The 24,354-nt window shown below is 58.3% G+C and carries 19 protein-coding genes and 3 pseudogenes; 8 read left to right on the top strand and 14 right to left on the bottom strand.

Annotated elements, in window-relative coordinates; all coding sequences use genetic code 11:
* Positions 1-113: 113 nt before the first annotated feature.
* The 4 genes from C468_RS01740 to C468_RS01725 are packed head-to-tail and all read right to left on the bottom strand — an operon-like array spanning position 114 to position 4,467.
* On the bottom strand, positions 114-749 hold the full coding sequence (locus C468_RS01740; RefSeq protein ID WP_008847155.1) for an SDR family oxidoreductase: 636 nt from the start codon (positions 747-749) through the stop codon (positions 114-116).
* Positions 750-803: 54 nt separating this feature from the next.
* The gene (locus C468_RS01735; protein WP_008847154.1) at positions 804-1,475 is read right to left on the bottom strand and encodes an FKBP-type peptidyl-prolyl cis-trans isomerase; all 672 of its coding nucleotides are present in this window, start codon (positions 1,473-1,475) and stop codon (positions 804-806) included.
* On the bottom strand, positions 1,472-4,057 hold the full coding sequence (locus C468_RS01730; protein ID WP_008847153.1) for an arsenate reductase (azurin) large subunit: 2,586 nt from the start codon (positions 4,055-4,057) through the stop codon (positions 1,472-1,474). The genes C468_RS01735 and C468_RS01730 overlap by 4 nt, the downstream gene beginning before the upstream one ends.
* 2 nt (positions 4,058-4,059) lie before the next feature.
* The gene (locus tag C468_RS01725; protein ID WP_241430969.1) at positions 4,060-4,467 is read right to left on the bottom strand and encodes a Rieske 2Fe-2S domain-containing protein; all 408 of its coding nucleotides are present in this window, start codon (positions 4,465-4,467) and stop codon (positions 4,060-4,062) included.
* 863 nt (positions 4,468-5,330) lie between these two features.
* Between C468_RS01725 and C468_RS18335 the strand changes: the two genes are divergently transcribed.
* The 3 genes from C468_RS18335 to C468_RS01715 are packed head-to-tail and all read left to right on the top strand — an operon-like array spanning position 5,331 to position 6,859.
* Positions 5,331-5,468 (top strand): hypothetical protein, encoded by a 138-nt coding sequence (locus C468_RS18335; protein ID WP_161609717.1) that lies wholly within the window; start codon positions 5,331-5,333, stop codon positions 5,466-5,468.
* A gap of 6 nt (positions 5,469-5,474) precedes the next feature.
* Positions 5,475-5,873 (top strand): metalloregulator ArsR/SmtB family transcription factor, encoded by a 399-nt coding sequence (locus tag C468_RS01720; protein WP_049911872.1) that lies wholly within the window; start codon positions 5,475-5,477, stop codon positions 5,871-5,873.
* The gene (locus C468_RS01715) at positions 5,870-6,859 is read left to right on the top strand and encodes a permease (RefSeq protein WP_049911871.1); all 990 of its coding nucleotides are present in this window, start codon (positions 5,870-5,872) and stop codon (positions 6,857-6,859) included. The genes C468_RS01720 and C468_RS01715 overlap by 4 nt, the downstream gene beginning before the upstream one ends.
* 13 nt (positions 6,860-6,872) lie before the next feature.
* Here C468_RS01715 and C468_RS19195 read toward each other — a convergent pair.
* From C468_RS19195 to C468_RS01705, 3 genes and pseudogenes are all read right to left on the bottom strand, one after another.
* Positions 6,873-6,965 (bottom strand): annotated as a pseudogene (locus tag C468_RS19195) (ArsR family transcriptional regulator); the annotation flags it as partial.
* A gap of 257 nt (positions 6,966-7,222) precedes the next feature.
* On the bottom strand, positions 7,223-7,645 hold the full coding sequence (locus C468_RS01710; RefSeq protein ID WP_275039704.1) for an arsenate reductase/protein-tyrosine-phosphatase family protein: 423 nt from the start codon (positions 7,643-7,645) through the stop codon (positions 7,223-7,225).
* A 198-nt stretch (positions 7,646-7,843) separates the two neighbouring features.
* On the bottom strand, positions 7,844-8,902 hold the full coding sequence (locus tag C468_RS01705; protein ID WP_049911869.1) for a PAS domain-containing sensor histidine kinase: 1,059 nt from the start codon (positions 8,900-8,902) through the stop codon (positions 7,844-7,846).
* 362 nt (positions 8,903-9,264) lie between these two features.
* Here C468_RS01705 and C468_RS01700 point away from each other — a divergent pair, with 362 nt between their 5' ends.
* The 3 genes from C468_RS01700 (at position 9,265) to ppk1 (ending at position 13,611) form a co-directional block, all read left to right on the top strand.
* Complete coding sequence (locus C468_RS01700) at positions 9,265-9,483, top strand: DUF7511 domain-containing protein (protein ID WP_008847147.1); 219 nt, start codon at positions 9,265-9,267, stop codon at positions 9,481-9,483.
* Positions 9,484-9,652: 169 nt separating this feature from the next.
* Positions 9,653-10,525 (top strand): hypothetical protein, encoded by an 873-nt coding sequence (locus C468_RS01695; protein WP_049911888.1) that lies wholly within the window; start codon positions 9,653-9,655, stop codon positions 10,523-10,525.
* 704 nt (positions 10,526-11,229) lie between these two features.
* Complete coding sequence (gene ppk1, locus C468_RS01685; RefSeq protein WP_008847144.1) at positions 11,230-13,611, top strand: polyphosphate kinase 1; 2,382 nt, start codon at positions 11,230-11,232, stop codon at positions 13,609-13,611.
* Positions 13,612-13,698: 87 nt separating this feature from the next.
* Here the strand turns inward: ppk1 and C468_RS01680 are convergent, their stop codons facing one another.
* Positions 13,699-14,382 carry a metallophosphoesterase family protein gene (locus C468_RS01680; protein ID WP_049911867.1) on the bottom strand — a complete coding sequence of 228 codons (684 nt, stop codon included), beginning with the start codon at positions 14,380-14,382 and terminating at the stop codon, positions 13,699-13,701.
* A gap of 333 nt (positions 14,383-14,715) precedes the next feature.
* Between C468_RS01680 and C468_RS01675 the strand changes: the two genes are divergently transcribed.
* A complete protein-coding gene (locus tag C468_RS01675) occupies positions 14,716-15,744 on the top strand; it encodes a Cdc6/Cdc18 family protein (RefSeq protein ID WP_008847141.1) in 1,029 nt (342 codons plus the stop codon).
* Here C468_RS01675 and C468_RS18775 read toward each other — a convergent pair.
* The 6 genes and pseudogenes from C468_RS18775 to C468_RS01655 all read right to left on the bottom strand — a co-directional run.
* Positions 15,718-16,005 (bottom strand): annotated as a pseudogene (locus C468_RS18775) (tail fiber domain-containing protein); the annotation flags it as partial. The gene C468_RS01675 and the pseudogene C468_RS18775 overlap by 27 nt on opposite strands.
* A gap of 218 nt (positions 16,006-16,223) precedes the next feature.
* Positions 16,224-16,775 (bottom strand): GrpB family protein, encoded by a 552-nt coding sequence (locus tag C468_RS01665; RefSeq protein WP_008847139.1) that lies wholly within the window; start codon positions 16,773-16,775, stop codon positions 16,224-16,226.
* 637 nt (positions 16,776-17,412) lie between these two features.
* Entirely contained in the window at positions 17,413-18,429 is a 1,017-nt protein-coding gene (locus C468_RS17420) for a transposase (protein WP_008847138.1), read from the bottom strand.
* Between the two features lie 96 nt (positions 18,430-18,525).
* The gene (locus C468_RS01660; RefSeq protein ID WP_008847137.1) at positions 18,526-19,929 is read right to left on the bottom strand and encodes an ATP-binding protein; all 1,404 of its coding nucleotides are present in this window, start codon (positions 19,927-19,929) and stop codon (positions 18,526-18,528) included.
* A gap of 175 nt (positions 19,930-20,104) precedes the next feature.
* Positions 20,105-21,703, bottom strand: coding sequence for an ABC transporter permease (locus C468_RS17415; RefSeq protein ID WP_008847136.1), 1,599 nt, complete (start codon positions 21,701-21,703; stop codon positions 20,105-20,107).
* Positions 21,700-22,659 carry an ABC transporter ATP-binding protein gene (locus C468_RS01655; protein WP_321163709.1) on the bottom strand — a complete coding sequence of 320 codons (960 nt, stop codon included), beginning with the start codon at positions 22,657-22,659 and terminating at the stop codon, positions 21,700-21,702. Before C468_RS01655 ends, C468_RS17415 begins: the two co-directional genes overlap by 4 nt.
* Positions 22,660-22,870: 211 nt before the next feature.
* Between C468_RS01655 and C468_RS01650 the strand changes: the two are divergent.
* A pseudogene (locus tag C468_RS01650) lies at positions 22,871-24,276 on the top strand (RNA-guided endonuclease InsQ/TnpB family protein).
* The last annotated feature ends 78 nt before the right edge of the window (positions 24,277-24,354 follow it).

Below are 24,354 nucleotides of genomic sequence, written 5' to 3'. Positions count from 1 at the left end.
CAGTGTCTCAGAAGAACCAGTACCGGACCAGCTCACTGGTGGAATGTATCAGGGAGGATATCGAGGTGGAGCACCGATCAAAGGGGGTACTCATCCGCGATCCGGTCGTCAGACTACGTGTGGAGTGGCGTCTCTAACGCCTCATCGATCGACACCTCACCGGCTGCGAGTTCAAACGTCTCATCAGACGTACTCTCAGCCTCGAGCGTCGCGATCAGTGTCCGGGCGACATCTTCTCGCGGGATCTGAATCAGGTCTCTATCGAGATCAGTACCAGTTTTGATTTGTTCGGTACCATCCTCGTTTGTCAGCGGTCCAGGCCGAACGATAGTGTACGTCAGGCCGCTTTGTTGGAGATACTCGTCGGCCTCACCCTTTGCGCGGAGATACTCTCGCAACGCCTCAGGGCTATTCTCGGGCTGATCGGCGTTTATCGAACTGAGCATCACAAACCGTTCTACCCCCGCAGATACCGCCTCGTCAATGAGGTTAATCGCACCGTCGCGGTCAACACCCCACACGTCTTCACCACCCGATCCCGCAGCGAAAATGATCGCGTCAATCCCCTCAACGGCGTGAGAAACGTCACCGCTGAGATCCGCTACAACCGGCTCAGCACCCAATTCCCCGATATCTGGTGCTTGCGACTCCACGCGCACCATCCCCTGAACGCTGTGATCGCTCTCAGCGAGGAGACGGGTCACGTGTTGGCCGACTTGTCCATGCGAACCAGCGACGAGGACGTTCATACACTTTATGTTCGGTTCGTATCAACAAGAAGGTGGCGTCAACCGACAGGACGACTATCCCGAGTACGATTCGGTGACAGACACTTCCTCGACGGGAAGGAACCGTCTCGCGTCGCCGATGAACGCTCGGAGTCGCCGATCGCGTTCTTGCGATGGATCGGTCGCGGTGATCGAGATGGAAAGCTGGTCGTCGGACACCACCGCCTCGGCGTCGAGTCCGTGGAGTGCACGGAGCCCCTCAACGCGGTCGCGACCTGTGACCCGCCCGCCGACCGACAGGTCGTACTCCAGCGTCACGCCCGCGAGCGAGTGATTATAATCGAGGTGTGCGGTCTCATCGTTGACCGACTCGATCACGCACTCGCGGCCGGCGACGGAGACGGTTCGACCGGCCTCGCGTCGGTCAGCCGGGACGAGCGAGGTCGGTACCGTTTCGCGCTTGTTCGGGTCGCGCTCGCCGAATGCGTCGTCTGGGTCCACAGTGACCGTCGTCGACCCGCTAATCCCGATCGAGCGTATCGTCTCCTCGATGGGTTCGAACACGTGTTCCTCTCCGAGTACGATGACGATCGGTCCGTCGGCGTCGAGGCCATCGATGTCGGCGTCCGCGGCGACGGCGGGATCCGTGGTGTCCACGACGTGCCCACTTTCGACGGCGCGGGCCGTGTATTCGATCCGGACGAAATCCCCGTCTGTGAGTGCGTCCGCGTGGTCCGTACTCGTCATTCTGGGGCGATGTTCATCGGCTTGAAACTCATTTCGTCTTTGACCTCGCTTTCGCCGAGGCGTCTGATGCGCCCCTTCCCGTACTTGTAGCCGGGGTTGGGGTTGGCGGGATCGAGGTACGCCGGATTGACGTCGTTGTTGACCTGGTCCGGGTACAGCCAGTAGGTGTACGCCAATCCCTCCGAGACGGCCTGTCCCTGAGCCGCGTCGTCTTCATCCACGACGTAGGCGACCGCAGTGAAGCTGCCCTCGGTGTTCTCGCCGTGGATGTTGAGGACGTCGTCGTTGACGATCTCGACGAGATCGCCGGCTTCGATCTCCCGGTCGGCCGCGTCGTTGGGGTGAAGCTGGAGGATGTTCTGTGGGAAGCGTTTCTGGACGTACTCCAGTCGCTGGTGAGTGTACATGTTCTGCCAGAGATGCTGGAGCCGGCCGTTCGTCACCCATATCTCGTCCTCGCCGGGACTGAGCTGTTCGTAGACGTCGCCGATCGTCGTCCCGTCGTCGGGGTCGACGACCCGATCCCAGTCGACGCGCTGGAAGATTGCTTCGCCTGTGCTCGTGTGGAACCGGTGATCCATGACCTCGCGTTCGCCGTCCGGAGCGTGGATCCGGGGCGTCCCCTGTACCTCACCGTTCTCCTCGTAGATCGGTTGCTGGACGCCCTCCTCGACGGTCTCCATATACTCCGCCGGCGTCATGTCGTTCGCTTCGGCGGCGGGCGCGATCCCTTCGAGGGAGTGATCGCCACCGGCGCCCGGATACTCTTCGGCGATCAGGTTGAAGATCTCCCGGGAACTCTCCCAGTCCATGTCGTCGGCACCGAGACGCTGCCCCATCATCGAGAAGATCTCCCAGTCCTCCTTCGCGCCGGAGGGGCCCTCCATGAAGCCCTGATACTGCCGGAAGCGGCGTTCGCCGTTCCAGCGGTGGTAATCGCCGCCCTCACCGGATTCGACTGCCTTCGCCGGCAGGAGGATGTCGGCGTATTGGGTCGTCGTGTTTGGGTACAGCTCCTGATGAGTAACGACCATGCCGCCGTTCTCGATGCGCTCGCGGAACGCCCGTTCGATCTCGTCGATATCGGCGGTCTGTGGTTGCGCACCGCTTGTCCGCTCCCGGATCGAATTCCGGAGGTCTTGGGTCGCGTACGAGTGGCGAGCCGGATCGTTTCCGATGACGTGCCAGTGTTTGATCTCGCCGTCCCTGACGCGTTCGACCGTGTTCGGTGGGACCGTTACACCCTCGACTTTCTCGCCGTCAAAAGTTTGTGTCGAACGCTCGGCGATGGCGTCGCCTTCGGCTCCGTTCGTCCAGAAGCCCTCCTGGTGGCCACCAGCGCGGGTGATACCGGTACCGGGCCGACCGACGCTGCCGGTGATGAGCGTCAGGTTCGCCATCGCACCGGTGTTTTCGTGGGACCACCCCCAGATGAGGCCCTTCTCCAGCATGAACAGCGTGTTCGTCTCATCGGCGTCGGGCTGGGCGATGAGTTCGGCGGCCTCACGGATGTCCTCGGCCGGGACTCCGGTCGTCTCGGCCGCGTTTTCAGGGGCGTATCGGGAATCATCTAGGAGATCGTAGTATTCCTCGGGCGTCAGGCCGAACTCCTCTTGGTACCACCCTTCCTCGTCGATCGTCTCGCGGTTGTCCATCACCCACTCCTCGATGAACCCCTCGTCGTGCCAGCCCTGATCGACGATGTGGCGGGCAATAGCGTTCAAGAGGATTGGGTCCGTCGCCTCGTTGACCTGGAGGTGGATGCCGCCGTTGTTCTCTGCGTAGTTCGCGGTGAATTTCTTACGGGGATCGATGAAGACGATATCGGCGTCACCCTCCTCGTTTATCCATTTACTGAAGATGACGTCTTGATTCTCCTTGGGGTCAGCCCCCGCCAGCACGATCGTGTCGGCTTCAGCTGCGTCCTCGTAGGCGTAGGACCACTGTGCGAGGCCGGCGTTAACGAGGCCGGGGACTTCCGTAGTGAGCGCCGGGCGGTTGTGGCCGCCCCAGTTGGGAGAGCCGATAACGTCGTGACAGAGTTTCGTCCCGGCGAAGGTGTTCTCGATGAACTGGTAGAAGTACAGTTTCTGTCCGTAGCCGTTCGGGTTCTCACCGTTCTCGGTGGCAATTTCAGTAGCGCGGGCCCACGCCTCGATAGCCGTGTCCCAGTCGACAGTAACGAGGTCGCCGCCGATCCGGATCTGCGGCTGTTTCAAGCGGTCGTCGTAGTCCTCGTTATTCGGGGAGTACAACGATTGGGCCTGCGTGCCCCCACGAACGGAGTGGGAACCTCCCTCGTTGACCGGATACTCGGTGTCCGGTTTGAACAGGACGTGGTACTCTTGGCCGTTCTCTTGGATGATCTCGTGCATATTCGGCGATGGCCACTCGCCGTAGCCCGCGGGATAGTCGATCCCGAGAGCGTTCTCGTCGGCTGACGGACCGCCCTCCTCGCCGACCGGCCACTTGTAGACCTCGTACCCGCAGCCGACGATGCAGTACCGGCACGAGCGTGTGCTACGCTCCGCGCCCGTAGGAGGGATGGGTACCTCGCTGGTGTTCGGGTTGTCTGCTGCCATAATTACTCCTCCGTGGCGGCTTCGATCGGGGTACCGTCCCGCAGGTTGTTTCGGTATCCATAGACGAGTCCGTCGATCCCCGTCGCGTAGATGTCGCCGTCTTCGATCTCGAGACGAACTTGGGGGAGATCGGTCGTCGCGGCCCCACTGACGACCATCCCGCCTTTCGAGAGATCGAACGTCGTGTAATGACACGAACACGGACCGGCCATCTCTTGCTCGGGGGTAACCAGTCCCTCGACGCTACAGCCCATATGTGTACAAAGGCCGTTGTATGCGACGATGTCTCCGTCTGAGCCAACGCCACCCCATGCCGCTCCTTCGATCCGGGTGAGAAAGTTACGCGTCCCCTCGAGGGGATACTCAAACGTCTCTACGGTACCGTCCCCGAGGTCACCGACGCTCCCCACCAACATTCGGGGGTACCGATCGAGCCGGTTGACGCGTTCGGTGGGGGACTCAGCTGGTGATTCCTCCTCAGCCGTAGGAGCTTGGAACCCACATCCCGCGATTGATGCCGCTCCCGCCGTTCCGACAGCGCCGAGTAACCGTCGACGGGTGACAGAACTATCATTATCTTTCATGCTATGCTCTCGATTCAGTATATGGTCACTTGTATCTTTCTCTTATTGAGATCACTGTGTGATATATAAAACAGCATATTGGCGCCGAAGTACTGCGTATTATCGGTTCTAAGCTGTCCAGACTTGGTACCGGTACAATTTTTCACTTGAACAGTACTCAAAATAGAGGCTAGTATTGGAGGTCAGTATCGCAATACAGCCGAGGACATATCCCTGATAGAGACGTGGTCAGAGTTCATTACGGTTTTTCAACATTAGATCCGACGCAATGGTTCGTATGCCGAGTGCGCCGACATTGTCGATACTGTCGCGCTGACGTTTGCCCTCTTCGCTCAGGGATCCATCAATTAATATCTCGTTTTCACGATTTATCTGGTCCTTTTAAATCGCTATCCACCGCGACATATGATTTAGTATCTATTCATATTTAAAAGGTCTTTCTGTCCTCTGTAGCGAGATCGAAGCGACCTACTCAGTACTATTTGTAACTAACAGCGGATTAGTACCGACTAGACACCATACAACCATTGAATAAACAGTTTATAACATATCTACTCGTTTGTTGGTGGTCCACTGAGAGTACTACGTCGGAAGAAATTATCTGAACATCATGTCGATTCGATTGAGCTCTCGAGACAGTTGAACACCTGACCAAATGAGTTAAGTCATATCGGGATATATCGATTCATATGTCGATGCTCGACCGACTGTTCGGTGGCGAGTCGAACAAAGACGAGAGCTGCTGTGATATGCAGATCGAGGAGGTAGACCTGGATGAAAACGACGTGGAGGCACAAGACGAACGGGTCGACCGCACGGAGGACTGATCGGTGATGTCGAACGAACGGAACGCGGCGAGTAACTCGAGCTCTGAATCCGCAAGCGGGACGCTCCGACGGATGGAGGAGGGCACCTGCTGTGACGGACCGTTCCCGGCGACTCGACGAGCAGACGACGCAGTTATCCAAGCGGAGTTGTCGTCGTTTAAAGCGTTAGCCAACGAGAAGCGACTCGCGGTCGTTCATGCGCTGCGGGAGGGAGAACTCTGTGCCTGCGAGTTAGAGACCGTCCTGGATGCTCCCCAGTCGACAGTCGCGTCGCACCTGCGGAAACTTCGCGACGCTGGTATCGTTAACACGCGCAAGGAGGGGAAGTGGACGTACTATCGGATCGCAGATACGGCGAGCCTCCAGCTACTCGATCTGGCTGCGGCGTTGGGTGAAAACCGATGATTCCGGTGGGAACTGAAGCGGCGCTGCTCGACTCGTGGGATTACTTCCTCCATCTCGCGATGGTCCTCACACCGCTGTTTATCGGTGCCTCGTTCCTCGTCGGGCTCGCACAGGAGTACCTCCCGCCGGAGCGCGTCGAAGAGATGCTGCGGGCACGCGATCACGGGAGCGGTAATGTTCTCGCGGCAGGGCTCGGCGCGGTAACACCGTTCTGCTCGTGTTCGACCGTCCCTGTGTTAGCCGGCCTGTTAGGTGCCGGTGCACCGACGGGCATGGCCTTCTCGTTCCTTCTCGCGTCACCGATCGTCAACTGGATCGCCGTGTTCCTGCTGTTCGGGCTGTTCGGAACCGGCGTGACCGTCGCATACGTGACAACTGCGCTGCTCGCGGCGATCGTCGCGGGACTCATCATTGGCACGCTCGATCTTGACGGCTACATCAAAGACGTCCGGATCACCGCGGGCGGCCGCGAAATCGCGACTGATGGCGGTACATCCGCTTCGGCTACAGCTGATGCCGGCGGCTGTAGCGAGTGTGGCGCGACGGCGACGAACCGAACCCACAAAGAGCGCGTGACTGCAGCCGGCGAGGGCGCGCTCTCCTTCTTCCGGGACACGCTGCCGTATATCGCCGTCGGGATCGCGATCGGCGCGCTGATCCACGGCGCCGTGCCCGCGGAGTTCCTCCAGCGGATTGCCGGTCCGGGGAACCCGCTCGCGACGCCGATCGCCGCGCTCGCCGGCGCACCGATCTACGTGAGCATCAGCGGGATGCTGCCGATCGCGCATTCGCTCACCGAGGCGGGGATCCCGATCGGAACGGTGATCGCGTTCGTCATCGGCGGAGCAGGGATCAGTATCCCGAACCTGATCCTCCTGAACAAGCTGTTCGAACGCCGACTGCTCGCGATATATGCCACGACAGTCGTGACAATCGGGATCACGGTCGGCGTCCTGTTCAACACCGTCTTCGCCGGCCTCCTCTGAGCTGGGACCCCTCTTACAGCGACCGAGAGCCGTCGAGTGCGACGAGGACGGCATTCGCACGCGGCGTGGCGCGATACATCCGCCACTTCCCTTCTTTCCGACGCGTCGGATTCCTCCCACGGCTAAAGCCGTGGGGTCCTCTTCGTTCCTCTGAGAACGATATCTCAGACGGTCGACGACGATATGACTCCATCATGACCAAACTCCCCCTTGTACGAAGAAGCGATGTGTTTTTTTTTACCGGCGTCTGCGGTCCCGACGATCAAATAGGCGAGGGGTTCGCGCGGTCCACCGGAGGTGGATGCTGTTGAATACTTCCGATCAGGGCGCCGGCGACGGCGCGCTCACCGGAACCCGGAAACGTCACTCCGCAGACGGAGTCTCTGACAGGAGTTCGTCGAACAACGTGACGACGCGGTCCTCGATCTCGTCGCGGATCCCTCGAACCTCCTCGAGCGGACGTTCGTGTGGGTCGTCGAGCCCCCAATCGCGGTTCTCGCCGTTCCACGTCGCCGGGCACACGTCTGATGCCGAACAGCCCATTGTCACGACCAGATCTACCGCCTGTAACTCTTCGGGCGTCACTTCTCGCGGCGTTCGGTCGCTGAGATCGATGTCTCGGTCACGCATCGCCTCGACAACGACATCGTGAACGTGGTCGGCTGGCTGTGTCCCGCCGGTAACTATCTCGATCTGATCACTCGCTTCACGACGGTCGCGCTCGCGCTGTGCGAACGCTGCCGCCATCTGGCTCCGCCCTGCGTTTTGGACACAAACGAACGCAATTCGGTGGTCCGGGTGACCGCTGTGGTGGCTCACGACTCGGTATGCGGGAGGAGTCACTAAAATCGTTACTTGGGACTGATACTGAGTGCTATAGAGGAGTATGGTGAGATAGTGAGCAGATTGGGGACGTATTCGCGCTGACTTCGACTCGTAGGGAGACTCCTGTCGAGCCGTACGCGCCGTCGCTTCTCGACGAACTCAGTCGGTCGCCGCCGAATCCGGCAGTCGCTTAGGCGGTAGCAGTAAGCAGACAGCGTTTCCACCGGAGTCCCGCGATTCGAACGACACCTCGCCGCCGAGCGACTCGACGCACCACTTCATGACGAACAGGCCGATTCCGGAGCCGTGGGACGTGCTCGTGGTGACGGTCGGCGAAAACAGCGCGGCGATCTCTTCGGGCGGGATCGGCGAATTCGCGTCTTCGACGCGGATCTCTGTACGACCAGTGTTGGGCGACGGGCCGACCGTTATCTCGACGACCGGCGCCTCGTCATCGCTGTGGACGATCGCGTTCTCGACGGCGTGTGCGAGCGCGTACTCGAGCGCGTCGTTGACGTCGATCCACATCTGTTTCCGTTCGGTGACCCGGATGTCCGCGTCGGGGTGTTCGGCGCCCATCCGATTCGCGACGTCCTGCACGGCGCTCGCGGCGGAAACCCGGACGACGCTCGTCTGCGAGTCGGTCACCGCGTGTTCGATCTGTTTCACTGACGTCGCGATGTTCCCGAGCTTTTTGCCTCTGGACCGAATGGTCGAGATGACTTCTTCGGGCGGTTCGCTCTCGGGGCCGTTCATCGCTTGCTCCGCGCACCCGATGATGATCGCGGCCTCGTTCCGGAGGTTGTGCCGGAGGATGCGCCAGAACAGTTCCGCCCGGTGATGGGTGTCGTAGTGACGCGTGATGTCCCGCACTTCAGCGCGGACGCAGCGGTCCGCAGTCGGACGCCGTCGCGAAACGAACACCTGGATCCAGATGAGTTCGCCGTCCGCCCGTTTAGCCCGCCACATGAACTGCTGCGGGCTTCCGTCGACGGCCGCGGAGAGTCGGTCGTGAAACTCAGATTCGGTGTGCGGGTAGGTGTTCGCCGTGTATTCGGTCACGGAGCGCTCGCGCAGTTGGTTCGAAGTGTAACCGAGGATTTCCTCTAGTCGCGCGTTCGCGTCGAGAACGGCTCCGGAGACGGCGTCGTAGATCGCCACACCGGTGTGGAGCGTATCGAGCACCGGTGACAGCGTCTTGCATTCCCGAGAGGACATACAGCCGCAGATTTCACTGAGGTACGGTTTTCGTTGCTATGAGTGATATATATTCCTCCGTACGAAACCGACGGCCGAACAGGTGTTCTCTGGTCGAGGGATACCCAAATATTCAATTGATATATGATATTTTGCTCGCCAATCTCCCGGATTCCAATCCGGGGACGCGCCATAGTCGGGCTTTTTTTTTAATACAGAGATAGTAGTTTACATATCGGTGAGGATTCATTTTCCGGGAGCGAGAGCGGCTATTACTGACCGATCACGAAGAGTATATATCCCACTGGTCGGCTTCTGACGCGTCCGTTCGCCTCATATAAGCGTTCAAGCGGTGGTCACCGAATAGCCCGAATGAGCAACAGATGACCACGGACACCAACGGGAGGCCGACGAACGACGAGACGACCGGACGGAGATCGGCGGGGCCCGCATACACCGGTCTGTTACATCAGGTCGATAGGCGGTCGTCGGGTCCTGACCGGGTCACAGTGTTCCCGGCTGAGGCGACCGACGACGAGCGGCTGTCGACGTGGGTGACGGTGAACGTCGACTCCGTGGTTAACCCCGAATGCTTCCGATAACCGCCCGGACACACCGGGACCGCGTCTGGCTCTCCGGTCGAGGGGAGCGACGCTGGCTGTCCGGGTCGGTTCCGGTTCCTCGCCCGACGCCGACTCGGACGTTTCGATCGACGCTAATTCGGACGTCTCCGCCGGTAACGGACGCAGCCGAGGTGGTCTTTCGGTGGGCTTGAAACGACGAGAACTCCTCGAAACCACGTTGGACCGAGTCGCGCTCGGGGCCGGCGTTTCTTCGGTCGTCGAACTGTCCGATCTGTGGTCTGCGATGCGGTCGCTTTCTGCGGGCGAGCCGACTCGGCCGACACCCGTCGACGCGGAAGGTGCGGTCTCTCGAGAACGGACCGCGGACGGCTACGCGATGACGTACGAGTGGACGGACCGGCCCGGGCGGGAGTGGCGTCTTGAGTTTCCGCTCGAGCGGTCCGCGTACAGAGAGGCGGCCGCCGAGCCGCACGGATACCTGAGCGGCTTCGAAGCGGCAAAGGCGAGCACTCACGCCGAACAGCTCACAGAGTCGCTCGCCGACGCGAGCGCGACGGGTGAGCGTGCTCGGCGGTCGCTTCCTGAGTCGGTCCGTCTTGAAGGGGCGATCGGACTCGTACACTCGCTCGAATACGTGACGGACGCGGAATCGACCGGAGCGCCGGACTACATCCGAACCGTCGAGGAGACGCTCGTCGACGGCTGCGGTGACTGTGAGGACCTCACGTATCTGCTGGTCGGGATGCTTTCGCAGCCGGGGTTCGACTACCGGACCGCGATGGTGATCCTCCCCGGTCACATGCTCGCGGGCGTTCACAGCGACGACCTGCCGGCGGCGTACGCCGACGCGCCGACGCTCCCGGGAGGGACGTACGTCGGGATCGAGTGCGCCACGTCTCGCCCGATCGGCGACTTCAAAGACGAGCCCGTGCTAGCGGTGTACGGCGACGGCGTCGAATACATCGACCAGTCGGCGATCGCTGACACGGGCGAGGAGTTCTTCCAAGACCCGACGCAGTTTCAGACGATCGCCGACGCGTCGGCGAGGCGCCCGCACTGACCGGGACAACTGCAGTCAACAACCTCACCCTATTTCGCTCAGTCTACCGATTTCGCTCGGGGAGGCAAGGGCTTGTTCGTCGAACAGCGATCATATCGGGCCGGTGGGACTGAGGCGCGGCAGATATATTGGACCCCCAACTATTATATATTAATATAGATGACTATTAATCGGGCTTCTTGTAGTTAGCGTACCATCGATCGGTCATGGACTTGGCTGTGCTCCTCAAGTGTCCAGTTTGTAACGCTGTTCGCGCACTCGACGGGCGACGAAGCGAGTACTCGAAACAGGATCTGTACGCTCGCGTGAAGACCCATCTACGTGGGCACGACCTCAACGAGCCCAAAATGGCGATTCGAAAGTACGGGATCGTTTCTGACGCCACTGAGATTGTCATTCCCTCGGAAAATTATCAGCAGCTCCCGATCGAGGAGTGGACGGAACGCGACGACACATGGCTCCCGGACGGTTCCCTGTCCGGTGGCGAAGGGTCTCTGTCAGCACCCGAATCGTCAGTCGAGATCTCGTCCCGCTAGTTCGATGTCGAGGAGTAACCGACCACAAACAGGTGAACCCGGAACATGAGTGGTACTCCCTCATTTGCAAGGCGCCGTTTCTGCTGACTCAGAGATGAGAGGACGCTTCCAATTTTGCAGATTCAGGAGTCGGCCCACGGTATCGACGCTCTCCACGCGGGTGATGCTGTGAGCGAGAGAGACCTCACCGACCCGGAGTACTACCTCAACAGGGAACTCTCCGAACTGGCGTTTCAGGAGCGAGTTCTCCGAGAGGGAATGGATGATCGGAATCTGCCGCTCGAACGGCTCCGATTTCTCGCGTTTTTCACGAAGAACACTGACGAGTTCTTCATGAAGCGTGTCGGCGGACTCAAACAGCAGATCGATGCCGGTGTGACGAGGACGACGCCGGACGGACGGACACCGAAAGAGCAGTGGGTCGAAGTACTCGACACCGCACGCCCGCTCTTCGCGCAGCAGTCGGCATACTGGCAATCCGTTCTCAAACCGACGCTTGCTGACGAAGGGATCGAGATCTGTACTCCAGAGGAGCTGTCCGGAGAAGATCAAGAGCAGCTACGGACGCACTTCGAGGAGTCTATTCTGCCGACGTTGACGCCGCTTGCGTTCGATCCCGCTCACCCGTTCCCGTTCATTTCCAACCTCTCGCTTTCGCTCGCCGTTCTCTCGTCGAACGGGAGCGACGAGCCGACGTTCACCCGGATCAAAATTCCCCCGAATCAACCTCGCTTCATCAGTGTGTCCGGCGAGGCCGACAGATACGTTCTCATCGAAGACCTCATCGAACGTAATCTCGATCTGTTACTCCCGGATCTCGACATCCGTGACGTCTCGAAATTCAAGGTGACTCGGAACGCCGAGGTGCGACGCAATGAGGAAGTCGCTGAAGACCTCGTCGATATGGTCGAGGAGGTTATCGAACAGCGACGCTTCGCGACGGTGGTTCGGCTAGAGGTCGACGCCGATATGCCCGACGGGTCGCTGGCGATTCTCAAAGATCAACTCGGGGTCGACGACCGAGAAGTGTTCCACCGCGAGGGACCGATCGACTTCGAGGACTTCTTCGAGCTCATCGACATCGATCGTCCCGACCTCAAGCCGCCGGCGTGGTCACCCAAGCCCCATCCGCGACTGGGCCCAGTAACGAGTGATACCGGAGACGAAATGAGAGGCATCTTCGATGAAATTAAAAATGGAGATATCCTCGCGCATCACCCGTATCACTCGTTCGAGGGGACGGTTCAGCGGTTCCTCAACGCGGCGGCGACTGACCCCAACGTGCTCGCTGTGAAAGCGGCCATCTATCGAACAGCGAGCGACTCGAAGGTCATTCAGAGCCTCATCAACGCCGCCGACAACGGCAAGCAGGTCGCGGTGATGGTCGAACTCAAGGCCCGATTCGACGAGAAGAACAACCTCGAGTGGGTTCGGCAACTCGAAGAGGAGGGCATCCACGTTGCGTACGGGACTGTAGGGTTGAAGACGCACACGAAGACGGCGCTCGTCGTGCGCCAAGAGGACGATGGCGTTCAGCTCTACTCGCACGTCGGTACCGGAAACTACCATTCCGGGACCGCGAAGGGGTATTCGGACTTGGGGTTGTTGACAGCGGATCGAGACATTGGGTTCGATCTCACGAAGGTGTTCAACTTCTTTACCGGACCGACGCTCGACGATCGCTTCCGGAAGCTCTTGATCGCACCCGTCACGATGCGTGAGCGATTCACGGAGATGGTCAGACGAGAGGCCGACCACGCTCGCGCCGGTCGGCGGGCACGGATCGTGGTCAAAATAAACGGGCTCGAAGACCCGTCGATGGTCGAAGAACTCTATCGCGCTTCGACGGCCGGCGTCGAAATCGATCTGATCGTTCGAGACATCTGCCGGCTCCGTCCCGGTATCGAAGGACTGAGCGAGAATATCACCGTCCACTCGATCGTTGGCCGATTCCTCGAACACGCTCGGATATTCTACTTCGAAAACGGAGGCAGTCCCGAGTGGTACATCGGGTCCGCCGACTGGATGACCCGGAACCTCGACTACCGAGTCGAAGCGGTCACGCCGGTCGAAGACACGCGACTGCGCGAACAGCTCCGGTTCATCTTGGAGGCGTCGCTAACGGACAATCGCCGTCGGTGGGTGATGCGGAGCGACGGAACATACGAGCCAGTCTCCTCCGGTGACGAACCGGTGCGGGACATCCAAGAGATACTGATGTCAGCTACGGAAGCGGCGCTCGACCGCGGATACGGTCCGGGGATGGTCGTCGATACGGATCTGATCGAGGAAGCGCTTCTCGTCGAAGATGTCACGGAGGCTGAGGCGGACGCTCGGTCCGAGGCGTCCGACGAGGCCCCTGCCAACCCTGACGAAAAGCAGGCCCACTCGGATGGAGGAGATGTGTCCGTGTTCGACGCATATCCTGATCGCTGGTACCATCCCGACAGCGAGACGTACGACTGGGCCGTTCGGACGGCCGATGGCGAGCGACGATACTTCAAAACACGAGAGGGAGCACGGGATCGTCTTCAGACCGAGTACGAGTAATTCAGCTCAGAGTGGCGTTTAGCACGGTGTCGATTTTTACCGCTAACAGCTTTTCGCGTATCGGGAGGGAGGTCCAAATGGAGCCACTCAGGCCGGATCGACAATTTTCGAGTTGGCGCGTTCTTGATGCGTCTTCGCCTCTACGGTGCGGAATTCGTCGTTCCGGTAGTCGTACGCGGTGAGCGTTCCGCCGTAGACGCAGCCGGTATCGAGACCGACGGCGTGTTCGCGCTCTACCGGGTGGTCATGAACGGTGTGACCGAAGAAGACACGATAGGGTCCGTCGTAGTCGTCGTACCAAAACGGTCCGTCGTACCCGTCGCCGTGCGGGGACCGCATCGTCAACAGCTCTTCGACGGTGTGGTCTGCGAGCGACCGTTGAGGATCGATGCCACCGTGCACGACGAGCACGTTGTCGAAGGAGATCGCGACCGGAAGCGATTCGAAGTACTCGCGGTCGCCGTCGCGGAGCCAGTCCGGATCCTTATCGCCGCGCACGATCTTCTGCTCGTTGTTTCCGCGGACGCTGACGAGACGCGGATCCTCACGGACAAGATCGATAACACCAGGACTGTCTGGTCCCTTTCGTACGAGATCACCGACGAACACGACAAGATCGTCGTCCGCTAAGTCGAGTTCCGTAAGAAGCCGTTCGAGAATTTTTCGGCTTCCATGGACGTCTCCGACAATGTAGATCCCCCCGTAGCTGTCGGTTTCAAACCGTTCGTGTCGTGTCGCAACGTCGTTACCAAACTGAAGTTTCGGGTTCATGTGGGTAGGTCCAGAGCCGAAGCAGTTTACCTGAGAACCGGGCTCAGATGGAGATATTCTGCTCCCGAATTAATCAGTTTGTATTAGTAGACTATACTGCTATGTAGTTCTCGGTGGCGAAGTATACTCCTCGATGCTGGGTTGTCTTGGTTCAGGAGCGATACGCCTTGTTGACTTGGTTTTCAGACGTTTCCGGAAACGATCCGTTTCCACAGTCAGAATCGGGAGACAGCGAGACTCTCAAAGAAGAGATTCATCGGCGTGCGAGGGCTTTCCGGAACTGACCCAGTCACACTTTTATCACTCAGCCAAAGAATAGCTAGCCATCGACAGATGATCCGTGATGCTCGCGTCCTCCGCGCCGGGTTCGTTCCTCGAGAAGTCGAGCATCGCGACGCCGAGGTCAACCACCTCTCGAGCGTTCTCGAACCGATCACGAACGGCGAGCCGGCCGACACGGCCATCGTCACCGGCCCGAGCGGCGTCGGCAAAACCTGTGTCTCGAAGTTCGTTACCGAACGGCTCCGCGAGGAAGTGCTCGACGTCGAGGCCACCTACGTCAACTGCTGGCGCAACTACAGCCGCTTTCGGACGCTGTACCAGATCCTCGACGACATCGGTGCGACGATAGATATCCATCGCCAGTCGACACCCCACGACGAGCTTATCGACCGTCTCCAACAGTACGACGGTCCTCGAACCGTCGTCATCCTCGACGAGGTCGACCAACTCGAAGACCCGAGCCTCATCTACGACCTCCACAGTATGGAGCAGTTCGCGGTGATCTGTATCGCGAACAAGGAAGAAGAGCTGTTCAGCCGCGTCGACGACCGCCTGGTGAGTCGGCTGCGCTCCAGCGAGCACGTCCGGATGGACAAGTACCACAACGAACAACTGTACGATATTCTGAGTGCTCGAACGAAGTGGGGCCTTGAAGAGGGCGTTATCACCGACAACCAGCTCTACCAGATCGCTGATGCCGCCGCTGGCGATGCTCGGCTTGCGATCGGGATGCTTCGCAGCGCAGCCAGCACGGCTGCCCGCGAAAATCACGAGGCGATCACTAACAATATCCTCCTCGATGCGGCCGAAGACGCTCGAGCACAGATTAAACAGAAGAGCCTCGATTCGCTCACGCCGCACCAGCGGGTCGTCTACGATATTGTTCGCGACCACGGTCCGCTCGGACCAAGCGATATCCACGACCGCTATACAGAGGCAGTTGACGATCCGCGGACGAAGCGCACCGTCCGGACCTACCTTTCGAAGATGGCACAGTACAACCTCCTCGAAGCAGAAGGCACGAGTCGAGACCGCGAATACTCACTCGTTGATTCAGCAGCTGCGTCGCCGATGGAGTGAAGCTATCATCTGGTCACTTCGATACGGTGGAGAGACAACACCCGTTTTGTTCGATGCGAGGTCTTGGATGGCGGCCAGTGCCACGCCGTCGGCGTCGACTGTGGCGATGTGCTCGTCGTCGTCGCCCAGTTCGAACGCGGCGTAGAACTCCTCGGCCATCGGGCCCATGTGCGTGGCCCCGCCGTTGTGTTTGTACCGCCACGTGCTGAGTTCGAGGTCTGTGACCACGTCGAGGACGGCCGCGGTGTCGACTGGCACGAATCCCTCTTTGCTCGCTCGGGTACCCGTCTAATTCTCCGTAAATCACTCCAGTTCGGCTACGGAGCTACATCCAGTTCTGACTGTGCTGAACAGGGATATACGGCTTTGTTGAAATCCTCAGCAAGTAATATATTCTGACCCAGTCTCGGTCAGTACAGGTGTCCTGCTTACTGGTAATTTCGATTTGAGACGCGGCAAGCGTGCCGCCGCAGTGAAAGCTAGGCTGATTGGAGATAGTCCGGCAACCGCTGTTCGTAGCCGGCAGAGCCGGCGCGTTGGAGCAGGTCAGAGACGATGTCCGACTTTGCTTTGGTGTAGTCTCCGGGATCGTCGGCATGATTCTTGACAGCCTCGCGCTTGACTTCCTCGTACTCCCGACGTGCGTCGGGGTGCTCGCAGAGGTACTCGCGGAAGAGGATCTGGTTTCGAATCTTTGCTTCGTCCTCTTTGGTGTGCATCTTGTGGAAGACAGCGTGGTCGTCGGCCCAATTGATGATCAGAATCGAGGTGTCCGCCTCGTCGAATCGTTCGAACTCGTCGTGTTCCTCTACGATTCGTTCTGCAGTCTCGTTCATCTGTTCGAACGAGTCGAAGGCGACTACGACGTCCAGTGCGGGTTTGCCGGGCACGTTCGGAATCGCAGTACTCCCAACGTGGTGGACGCCGAGGAGTCCCTCACCGGCAGCATCTTGTAGTCGCTCTTTTTCGCGTTCGAATTTCTCTGTCCAGACCGGGTCTTCAAGCAGTGTGATGTCATCGCTGGGATCCATCGCTGGAAGAGAGTGTAACCACTACCTGAGGGAAAAACTTACCAATTGAATTGAATTTACTCTTCACTTACCGATTCTCAGCCCTGCTATTTAAATATTCTCTCCCCCAGATGTCAGAACCATGTTTGGACTTCCGAGTTCCACCAGCTCACGAAGTGCGCAGCTCGCATCTACTGGCTGTTTCAGGTGAGAATCTGTCTGAAGAATGGGATTTCAACAGAGCCGGCTGAATCAACCGTAAGATCGCGCTTGCGTATCTAACAGTAGTCGATGAATCGAGGATTCCAAACGCAAACGGCTATCGGCTGTGGATGATGTAATCAATTGTCGGATTCATCCCCGCGCTAAACAGTAGTTGCCGAATCAAATCTTACTCCGTACTAACCAAGCCGTTGAGTTTGCGCATTTCACGATCGTAGCAGGTTTCTCTGTGACAGATCCAGTGAGAGAGCGAAGGAACGCCGCGCTAGCGGCGTTCCCGGGCGATGCCTCTCCGCGATAAGGCGTACTCACCGGTTATCCCGGTCCGATCCGAGGTGGACTCAGCCGTAGTCTGTCGAGAGAACGAATCTACGGAAGATCCGTGTTGAGATCAGCGGTGTCTCTGGAACTGTTTCAGCTGAAGCTAAAACGTTAGCTAACACCCAGAGATTGTACAACGAGACCGCGAACAGAAAGTAGAACAGTCGCACCGAGAACGTCGGCGATGACGTTCTCGGGAGGAAATCGCCGAGCTGGCGTATGACGTTTCGATCCCCCAGCGGCGGCGGAACGCCGCCGCGTATGCTCTCGTTGTCGAAGAATCTACGTTTAAGCTCGTCACGAACCAGACGTGCTCGTCCTCGCTTGTGCGGTGCGGAACCGCGAAGACTGTGACATCTACCGACGCCGTTGGTTTGCGCTTTCGCTGCATCGTGTACTCGTCAGCAACCGTCTCAGCGCCGGCGCTGAGACGGTCTTTCATTCCACTACTCGGCCGCGCACGCACGATGTAATCGACATCCTGCTGTTCTAACTCTGTAACGACGTGGACTTGGTAGAATCCACGGTCGAGGTAGACGTGTCGAATGGAGACGTACTGCTTGGCTGTTTCGAGCAAGGAGCGAACGGCTTCGCGCTTGGCGCGAAAGCCGTTCGCATCCATCGGGACCACCGCCAGCGTAAATCGCGTGCGAGGAGCGACGATACACAGTGTTGCGAAGCAAAACGCTTTGTTCGTTCCGAGATCTGGATACGTGGTTAGGACGTGGTCTGTGTTGGCAGACCCGTAGAAGCGCCACTCGTGGAGATCGATGGCAACATCGACGAACGCAGGAAGTCGGCGCTGAGACCGGAGGACTTCGAACACTCGATCTCGGACGCCATCGAACTGGTCGGTGACGGCGTCTGGTGAGAGATTACGCAAGTGATACAGCAGCGATTTAGCCAGCGAATTTCGCGCCGTAGCGGTGATATCGACGTGCTCGTCTCGGTCAAGTTGGAGCGTTTTTCCACCCGTATTTGCGAACTCCTGATCAAAAGCGATCCGAGAGAGGATTTCTTGGAAATCCTCTCTCGTGTACTTCTCACACGGTTTCACGCCGAATTCGAGCTCTGGAAACAGCACCGTCGACGCGGCACGACAGACCTGTTTCGCCTCAGCTGTCCGGATCATCTGTTGACCAACACAGCCCAGCGTGAAGAGCCTCAGTCAGGTTCGGCAACTACTGTAAAGCACGGGGCTTTCTCCTCACACTTCCGTAATTGAACATCAGATCTCAGGCGAACTTTCCAATATTCGGTCTATGCTACCTACATCGAACAGGGACCACGAATCATCCACCTCCTGATCGAGTCCCTCCACAAATCCACTCCTCGAAAACAACGCGAATCGTTCAGTCCGCGACTCCGGTCCCCACTGTACGTGTTCGGTTTTCGCCCGGAGGTCTTCGACGAGCCCCCGGCCAACCGGCTCAGAAGTCCACTTACACTCGGCAAAGAGAATTCTATCGTCAGCTGGCGAAAGTCCGACGATGTCGATCTCGTTCTCACCGTACCACCATCGACCGATCTCCGAGTACCGCTCGAACTCTTCGCGTCGAATTCCTTCCCAGATCGCCTCCTGACAGATGTCTTCGAACGTCTCGCTGACGTGATTCGGGAAGTCAGGTTCGATCGTGCTCTCGTATACGATCCCCGGTGCTTCCTCGATACTCGATCGGTTCGGCTCAACGTAGCGAAACCAGAACCGAAGGAACTCATCCGCGACGTAGTACTTGGAGCGCTTCGACTTTTTCGCTGATGCAGTCACGGGAATTTCCCGCTCGATGAGCCGTAGTTTTTGGAGCTTACGAAGGTATTTCGAGAGTGGTCCCGAATCGATCCCGGTCGCTCCGGATATTTCGTTCGGTGTCGTGTGACCGAGGGCAATGGACTCCAAGATGCTCATGTAGCGTGCTGGACTTCGGAGCTCCGTCCGTAGCAGAAACTCTGGCTCGTTGTAGAGTACCGCTGACGGCGAGAGGATCTGCGATCGAATGTTGTCCGCGAGTGAGGAATCGAAATAGTCGAACAGCGTGAGATACATCGGCGTTCCCCCCGTGACTGCGTAGGATCGGATGGCGCCCTCGATATCGTACAGGATGACCTCACGTGCCTGCTGGAACGAGAACGGCTGGACGTCGAATTGCCCGGTTCTACGACCATAGAGAGGGCTCTCGTGACCAAGTACTTCTGACTCCATCGTACTGATGCTCGATCCACAGAGAATGAGCATCGAGTCCGTTTCCTGTAGATGTTCGTCCACGAACGACTGAAGGTAGGACGGAAGTGAATCGTTCTCTTCGACGAGATATGGGAACTCGTCAATGGCGACGATAAGATCCTCGTCTGCGATCTTTTCTCCAAGGTACTCAAGCGCCTCATCCCATCCGTCAATTCTTGGTACGCGATCGCCGAAGTAATCCGCTACTTGCTCAACGAACTTCTCCTGTTGTCGTTCCTCAGCCTCTTGAGCGGAGAGAAAATAGATATGAGGTTGATCTCGGCAGAACTTTTTCAGGAGTTCGGTCTTTCCGATCCTCCGCCTTCCATAGATCACGTAGAAATCGTGCCCCGGTGACTCGAATGCTGTGTTGAGAGCCTCCAGTTCATCGTTCCTGTTGTAGAAGGTCATTCTCCACCTAATGATTACTTGGATAATGGCTTATTCGTTTCGGGCGGTTCTTCGGAACGTGGTCTGACGGGGCAACAGGCAGTTCATTTCATTCTCTAAATAATCATTACTCAGATAATGAAATTTTGATCGGAATTATAGTACGTTGTTCTTCGAGCCTTGCGAAAGCCCGTATTCACCGCTGAAGATGCCGTTTTCGTCCAACAACAGCGGCGATCAGCAACGCCACGGTTACAGCAGCTATCCTTAGTGGAATTCCTTGTGCGACTGTCTCGGGGTGTGCCGCGACGAAATCGAGCGAATAGACCGCATTCATGGGACCGAGGTACCACATTGAAAGGAAGATCACCTCGAATACTCGTGACGTCCCAAGCCAAATGCCACTCGCCAGCGCCAGTGCGGGAATAAAACAGGCCCCAACGAGGATTGCGCCGATCGTTGTAAAATTGCCAGCGATGGCGAGTGCCGCGAGTACACCCGACGCAGCGACGAGCGCAACGATGACACCACCGAAATAAACAGCAGCAAGCTGTCCCAGTGGGTACGGTGTCGTAAATACCAGTTCAGTCGTCCGGAACCGTTGCTCTCGGACACCGAGTCCTGCCCATACCGAGAGGCCAAGCAGCCACGCCACTGGAAGGACGACACCACGAGCGGCGCCAGGTGAGGCAGCGAATCCAGCACCGATACATCCGAGGATTCCAAGGTACCACCACCAGCGCTGTCCCCGGAGTGCCATCCGTATTTCAGCGAAGAGCAAGCGCCGGTTAGGCAGCCACCCTGGATCCGCTGTGGCTGGCCGGTGATCAACTTCAGCTGGTCGTGTCGCACTCTCAGTGTCCGTCTTGGGAGGGTTTGTGGCAGTTTCTTCGGTATCTTGAGCCCCGTCACGACGAGCGAACACATCTTGTACCCGTTCAAGGATACTGATTGTCGGATTAAACCGGTCGAATGTCACAACGGCGAGGATCAATCCAAGCCCTGCGACCGCAACCGTCGGGCCACGGCTGAGGAGTTCAGCGCCACCCCACTCAACGCCAGTCCACGTGAACGTCGTTACAGTACCAGGATCTCCTGTAAAGGCGAAGGACCGATTCTCAAATACTGTCGGATCAGCCCCTGCCGCCTGTAGCATACTATTCCGGACGACCGCCAGTCCAGTCGGGCCGAATGTCGTCCCGGACCCAAGTGTCGCTAAGGTGAACACAGCCACCGCACCGAAAAAATAGAGCACAGATCCAAGTGTTCCTTGAAGCGACCGGATTGTCTCTGTCAGCACCGCAACCGCGGCGACGAGCATCATCGCCGGCAGTGTCAGAAACACAAATGGGGAGACGAGCGCCCAGAAATGGAACTCACCTGTTCCGTGAAGTAGATAGCCTGCGACTGTCGCCAACACGAGGAGGACGGTCACTAGCGTCAACAATAAAAAGTAGCCAAGCCACCGACCAACGAGATACGTACTGTTGTTGAGAGGGGATGTGGCGACAAGTTCCCCAACGCCTGTTTCTCGTTCCCGGGTCACCGCTCCTCGAACCAAGGTGAACCCGAATACAAACAGCAGGAAGGTCCCCATCGTCGCAACCATTCCGCCGAACCACGCCGCGTTTTGAACACCGGTATATTCACCAGCAACGACCAGTTGCGTGGTCTCTGACGTGAGCGATTGGGCAAACCACGCGATGAGTAGTGGAATGACGAGATACTTTGGTGACCGCAGTCGTTGGCGGAGATCAGCTACGGCGACGTGAACAGCACTCCGGCCAGCACTCACAGCGCATCACCCGGTTCGTCTTCCTCGGTCCCCTCAAGGAGATCAAGGTAGGCCTCTTCGAGAGTCGGGGATACTGGTGTTGCGTCTCTTGATGGACTGTCTGTTACGATGCGTGCGTGAACACCGTCCGTTCGTCTGGTCGTTGTGCTTGTGAGATACTCCGATTTGAGCGAGTGAAGCTCGTCTTGGGAAATCACGAGCTCCCAGACGCGGTCGGTGACGTCCTCAAGGAGTTTTTCGGGCGTTGTATGAGCGCGTAGCCGCCCCTCTGAGAGGATGGCTACCTCGTTGGCTGTCGCTTCGACGTCCGAGACGATATGCGTCGAGAGAATAACGACTCGGTCCTCGCCGAGTGATGAGAGGATATTTCGAAACCGGACACGTTCTGCGGGATCTAAGCCAACGGTTGGCTCATCCACGACAAGGAGGTCAGGGTCGGTCAACAGGGCTTGAGCGATACCCACGCGCTGGCGCATCCCGCCGGAGAACCCACCGAGTCGGCGGTTACGAGCATCGCGAAGGTTGGTGAGTTCGAGTAGATCTTCGATCCGGTCGCGGGCTTCTTTTCGCTTGAGGCCGCGGATTGCCGCGAGGTACTCAAGAAACTCCGTGGCAGTGAGATCCGGATACACTCCGAAGTCCTGCGGCAGATACCCGACGTTTTTGCGAACGGTATTTGGATCGTCAACGATGTCCGTCTCGTCGAAGGTTATTGTGCCTTCGGTGGGCGTGAGATACGTCGTGATAAGCCGCATGAGGGTTGATTTGCCAGCGCCGTTTGGACCAAGCAACCCGAGGACGCCTGGGCTGAGATCCAACGAAACGTCACGGACGCCCCAGATATCGCCATACTGTTTGCCGACGTTCTGGAGGCGGAGCTGGGGGGCGTTCTCATCTGTGTTACTGGCCAGTTCTGTAGCGTTCGCTGTAGATGGAGGAGCTTTCTGGGGGACCATCGCCTCAATGCTGTTATTCTCTCGTAATTAGATTTTTGAAGTGTACACGAGTCGGCTATTCAGCATAATTCGAGGTGGAGCCTCCGACCTCAAGGAGCGAGAGCAGCGAGCGAGTAGGTCGGAGAGGAAACCGACAACGCACGACGCAACCGCACGACGGTAGCTACCTGACTCCCCAACGCACAAGTACCGTTAGATAGTAGTCTGAAACATGGAGGTGCGTCGAACTGCGCCGGTCAAACTCGTCGTTCCCGATGAGCGGTACGACGACCTCCACGAATCCGCGCGACAGTTCTTTCACTGTGCGAATCGTGCCGCTGAATTCTGTTGGGACGACGACTCCTACGCCAACTGCGTTACGGCGAACTCGACGGCACGGGACGCGCTCTACGAACAACTGCGAGAGGAAACTGATCTTACTGCGAACCTCGTTCAAGAGGCGATCCGTCGTGCCGTCCAAGCGACGAAAGGATGCGTCGAACGGTGGAAACAGGGCAAGCGGGTGAGCCAGCCAGAGTTCACCTCGTGGAGCATGGTCTACGACAAGCGAAGCGCGACGTTCTACCGCGACCGTGTGTCTCTCTCGACCGTCAACGGGCGCGTCGAGTGCGACTTTGAACTTCCGGCGGACAGCCCGACGCCCTACGAACAGTACGTTCTCTCGGAGGACTACGAGTTCCGGGCGAGCACACTGCAATACGACAAGGCGACTAACGAGTTCTACTTCCATATCACGACGCGAAAGTGCGATACCGACGAATCCGAGGTTTCGGAAGATACCGAGCACCAAACAGTTCTTGGTATCGACCTCGGCGTCAACAGCCTCGCAGTAGCTTNCGATACCGACGAATCCGAGGTTTCGGAAGATACCGAGCACCAAACAGTTCTTGGTATCGACCTCGGCGTCAACAGCCTCGCAGTAGCTTCGACCGGCACGTTCTGGCAGGGAGACGACTACGATCACTGGTGCCGCGAGTTCGAGAAGCGACGTGGTGAGATGCAACAGCGCGGGACGCAAGCCGGGCACAACGCCCTGATTCGCCTCGGAAAGCGCGAAGAAGCGTGGCGGAAACAGTACATCCACACCGTTGCCAACGAAATCGTCTCGGAAGCTGTCGATCACGATTGCGGTGTTATTGTGCTTGAGGACTTGACCGATATCCGAGAGCAACTTCCACAGGCGAAGTGGCACCACATCTGGGCGTTCCGACGCCTGTACGAGTACGTCGAGTACAAAGCGCCCGAACAGGGCGTCTCCGTGAAGCAAGTTGAGCCGAACCACACGTCCCAACGCTGTTCTCGAACGGACTGTGGGTTCACGCACGAATCGAACCGTGACGGCNCGTGAAGCAAGTTGAGCCGAACCACACGTCCCAACGCTGTTCTCGAACGGACTGTGGGTTCACGCACGAATCGAACCGTGACGGCGAACGCTTCTATTGCCAGAAGTGTGGCTACGAGGTCAACGCAGACTACAATGCAGCGAAGAATATTGGGCTACGCTATGCCCGAAAGCGACAACACAGACTCCGTTCCTCGCCCAAGTCGGGGAGCGGAGACGCACCAGTAGACGTGCGTGTAAATGGTGGGACGTTCACGAGAGCAGAGCTCTCGTGAGCCAACCAGAACGCTCTGCGTTCTGGTGACGTTGAACGGCGAGAGTCACCAGCCCCTTGCTGGCGACTGATTGCTGGG

This window comes from Halorubrum kocurii JCM 14978 (assembly GCF_000337355.1).
GTDB classification, from domain to species: domain Archaea; phylum Halobacteriota; class Halobacteria; order Halobacteriales; family Haloferacaceae; genus Halorubrum; species Halorubrum kocurii.
Note: the sequence above shows the minus strand (reverse complement) of the source record. Positions and strands in the feature narration are given on the sequence as shown.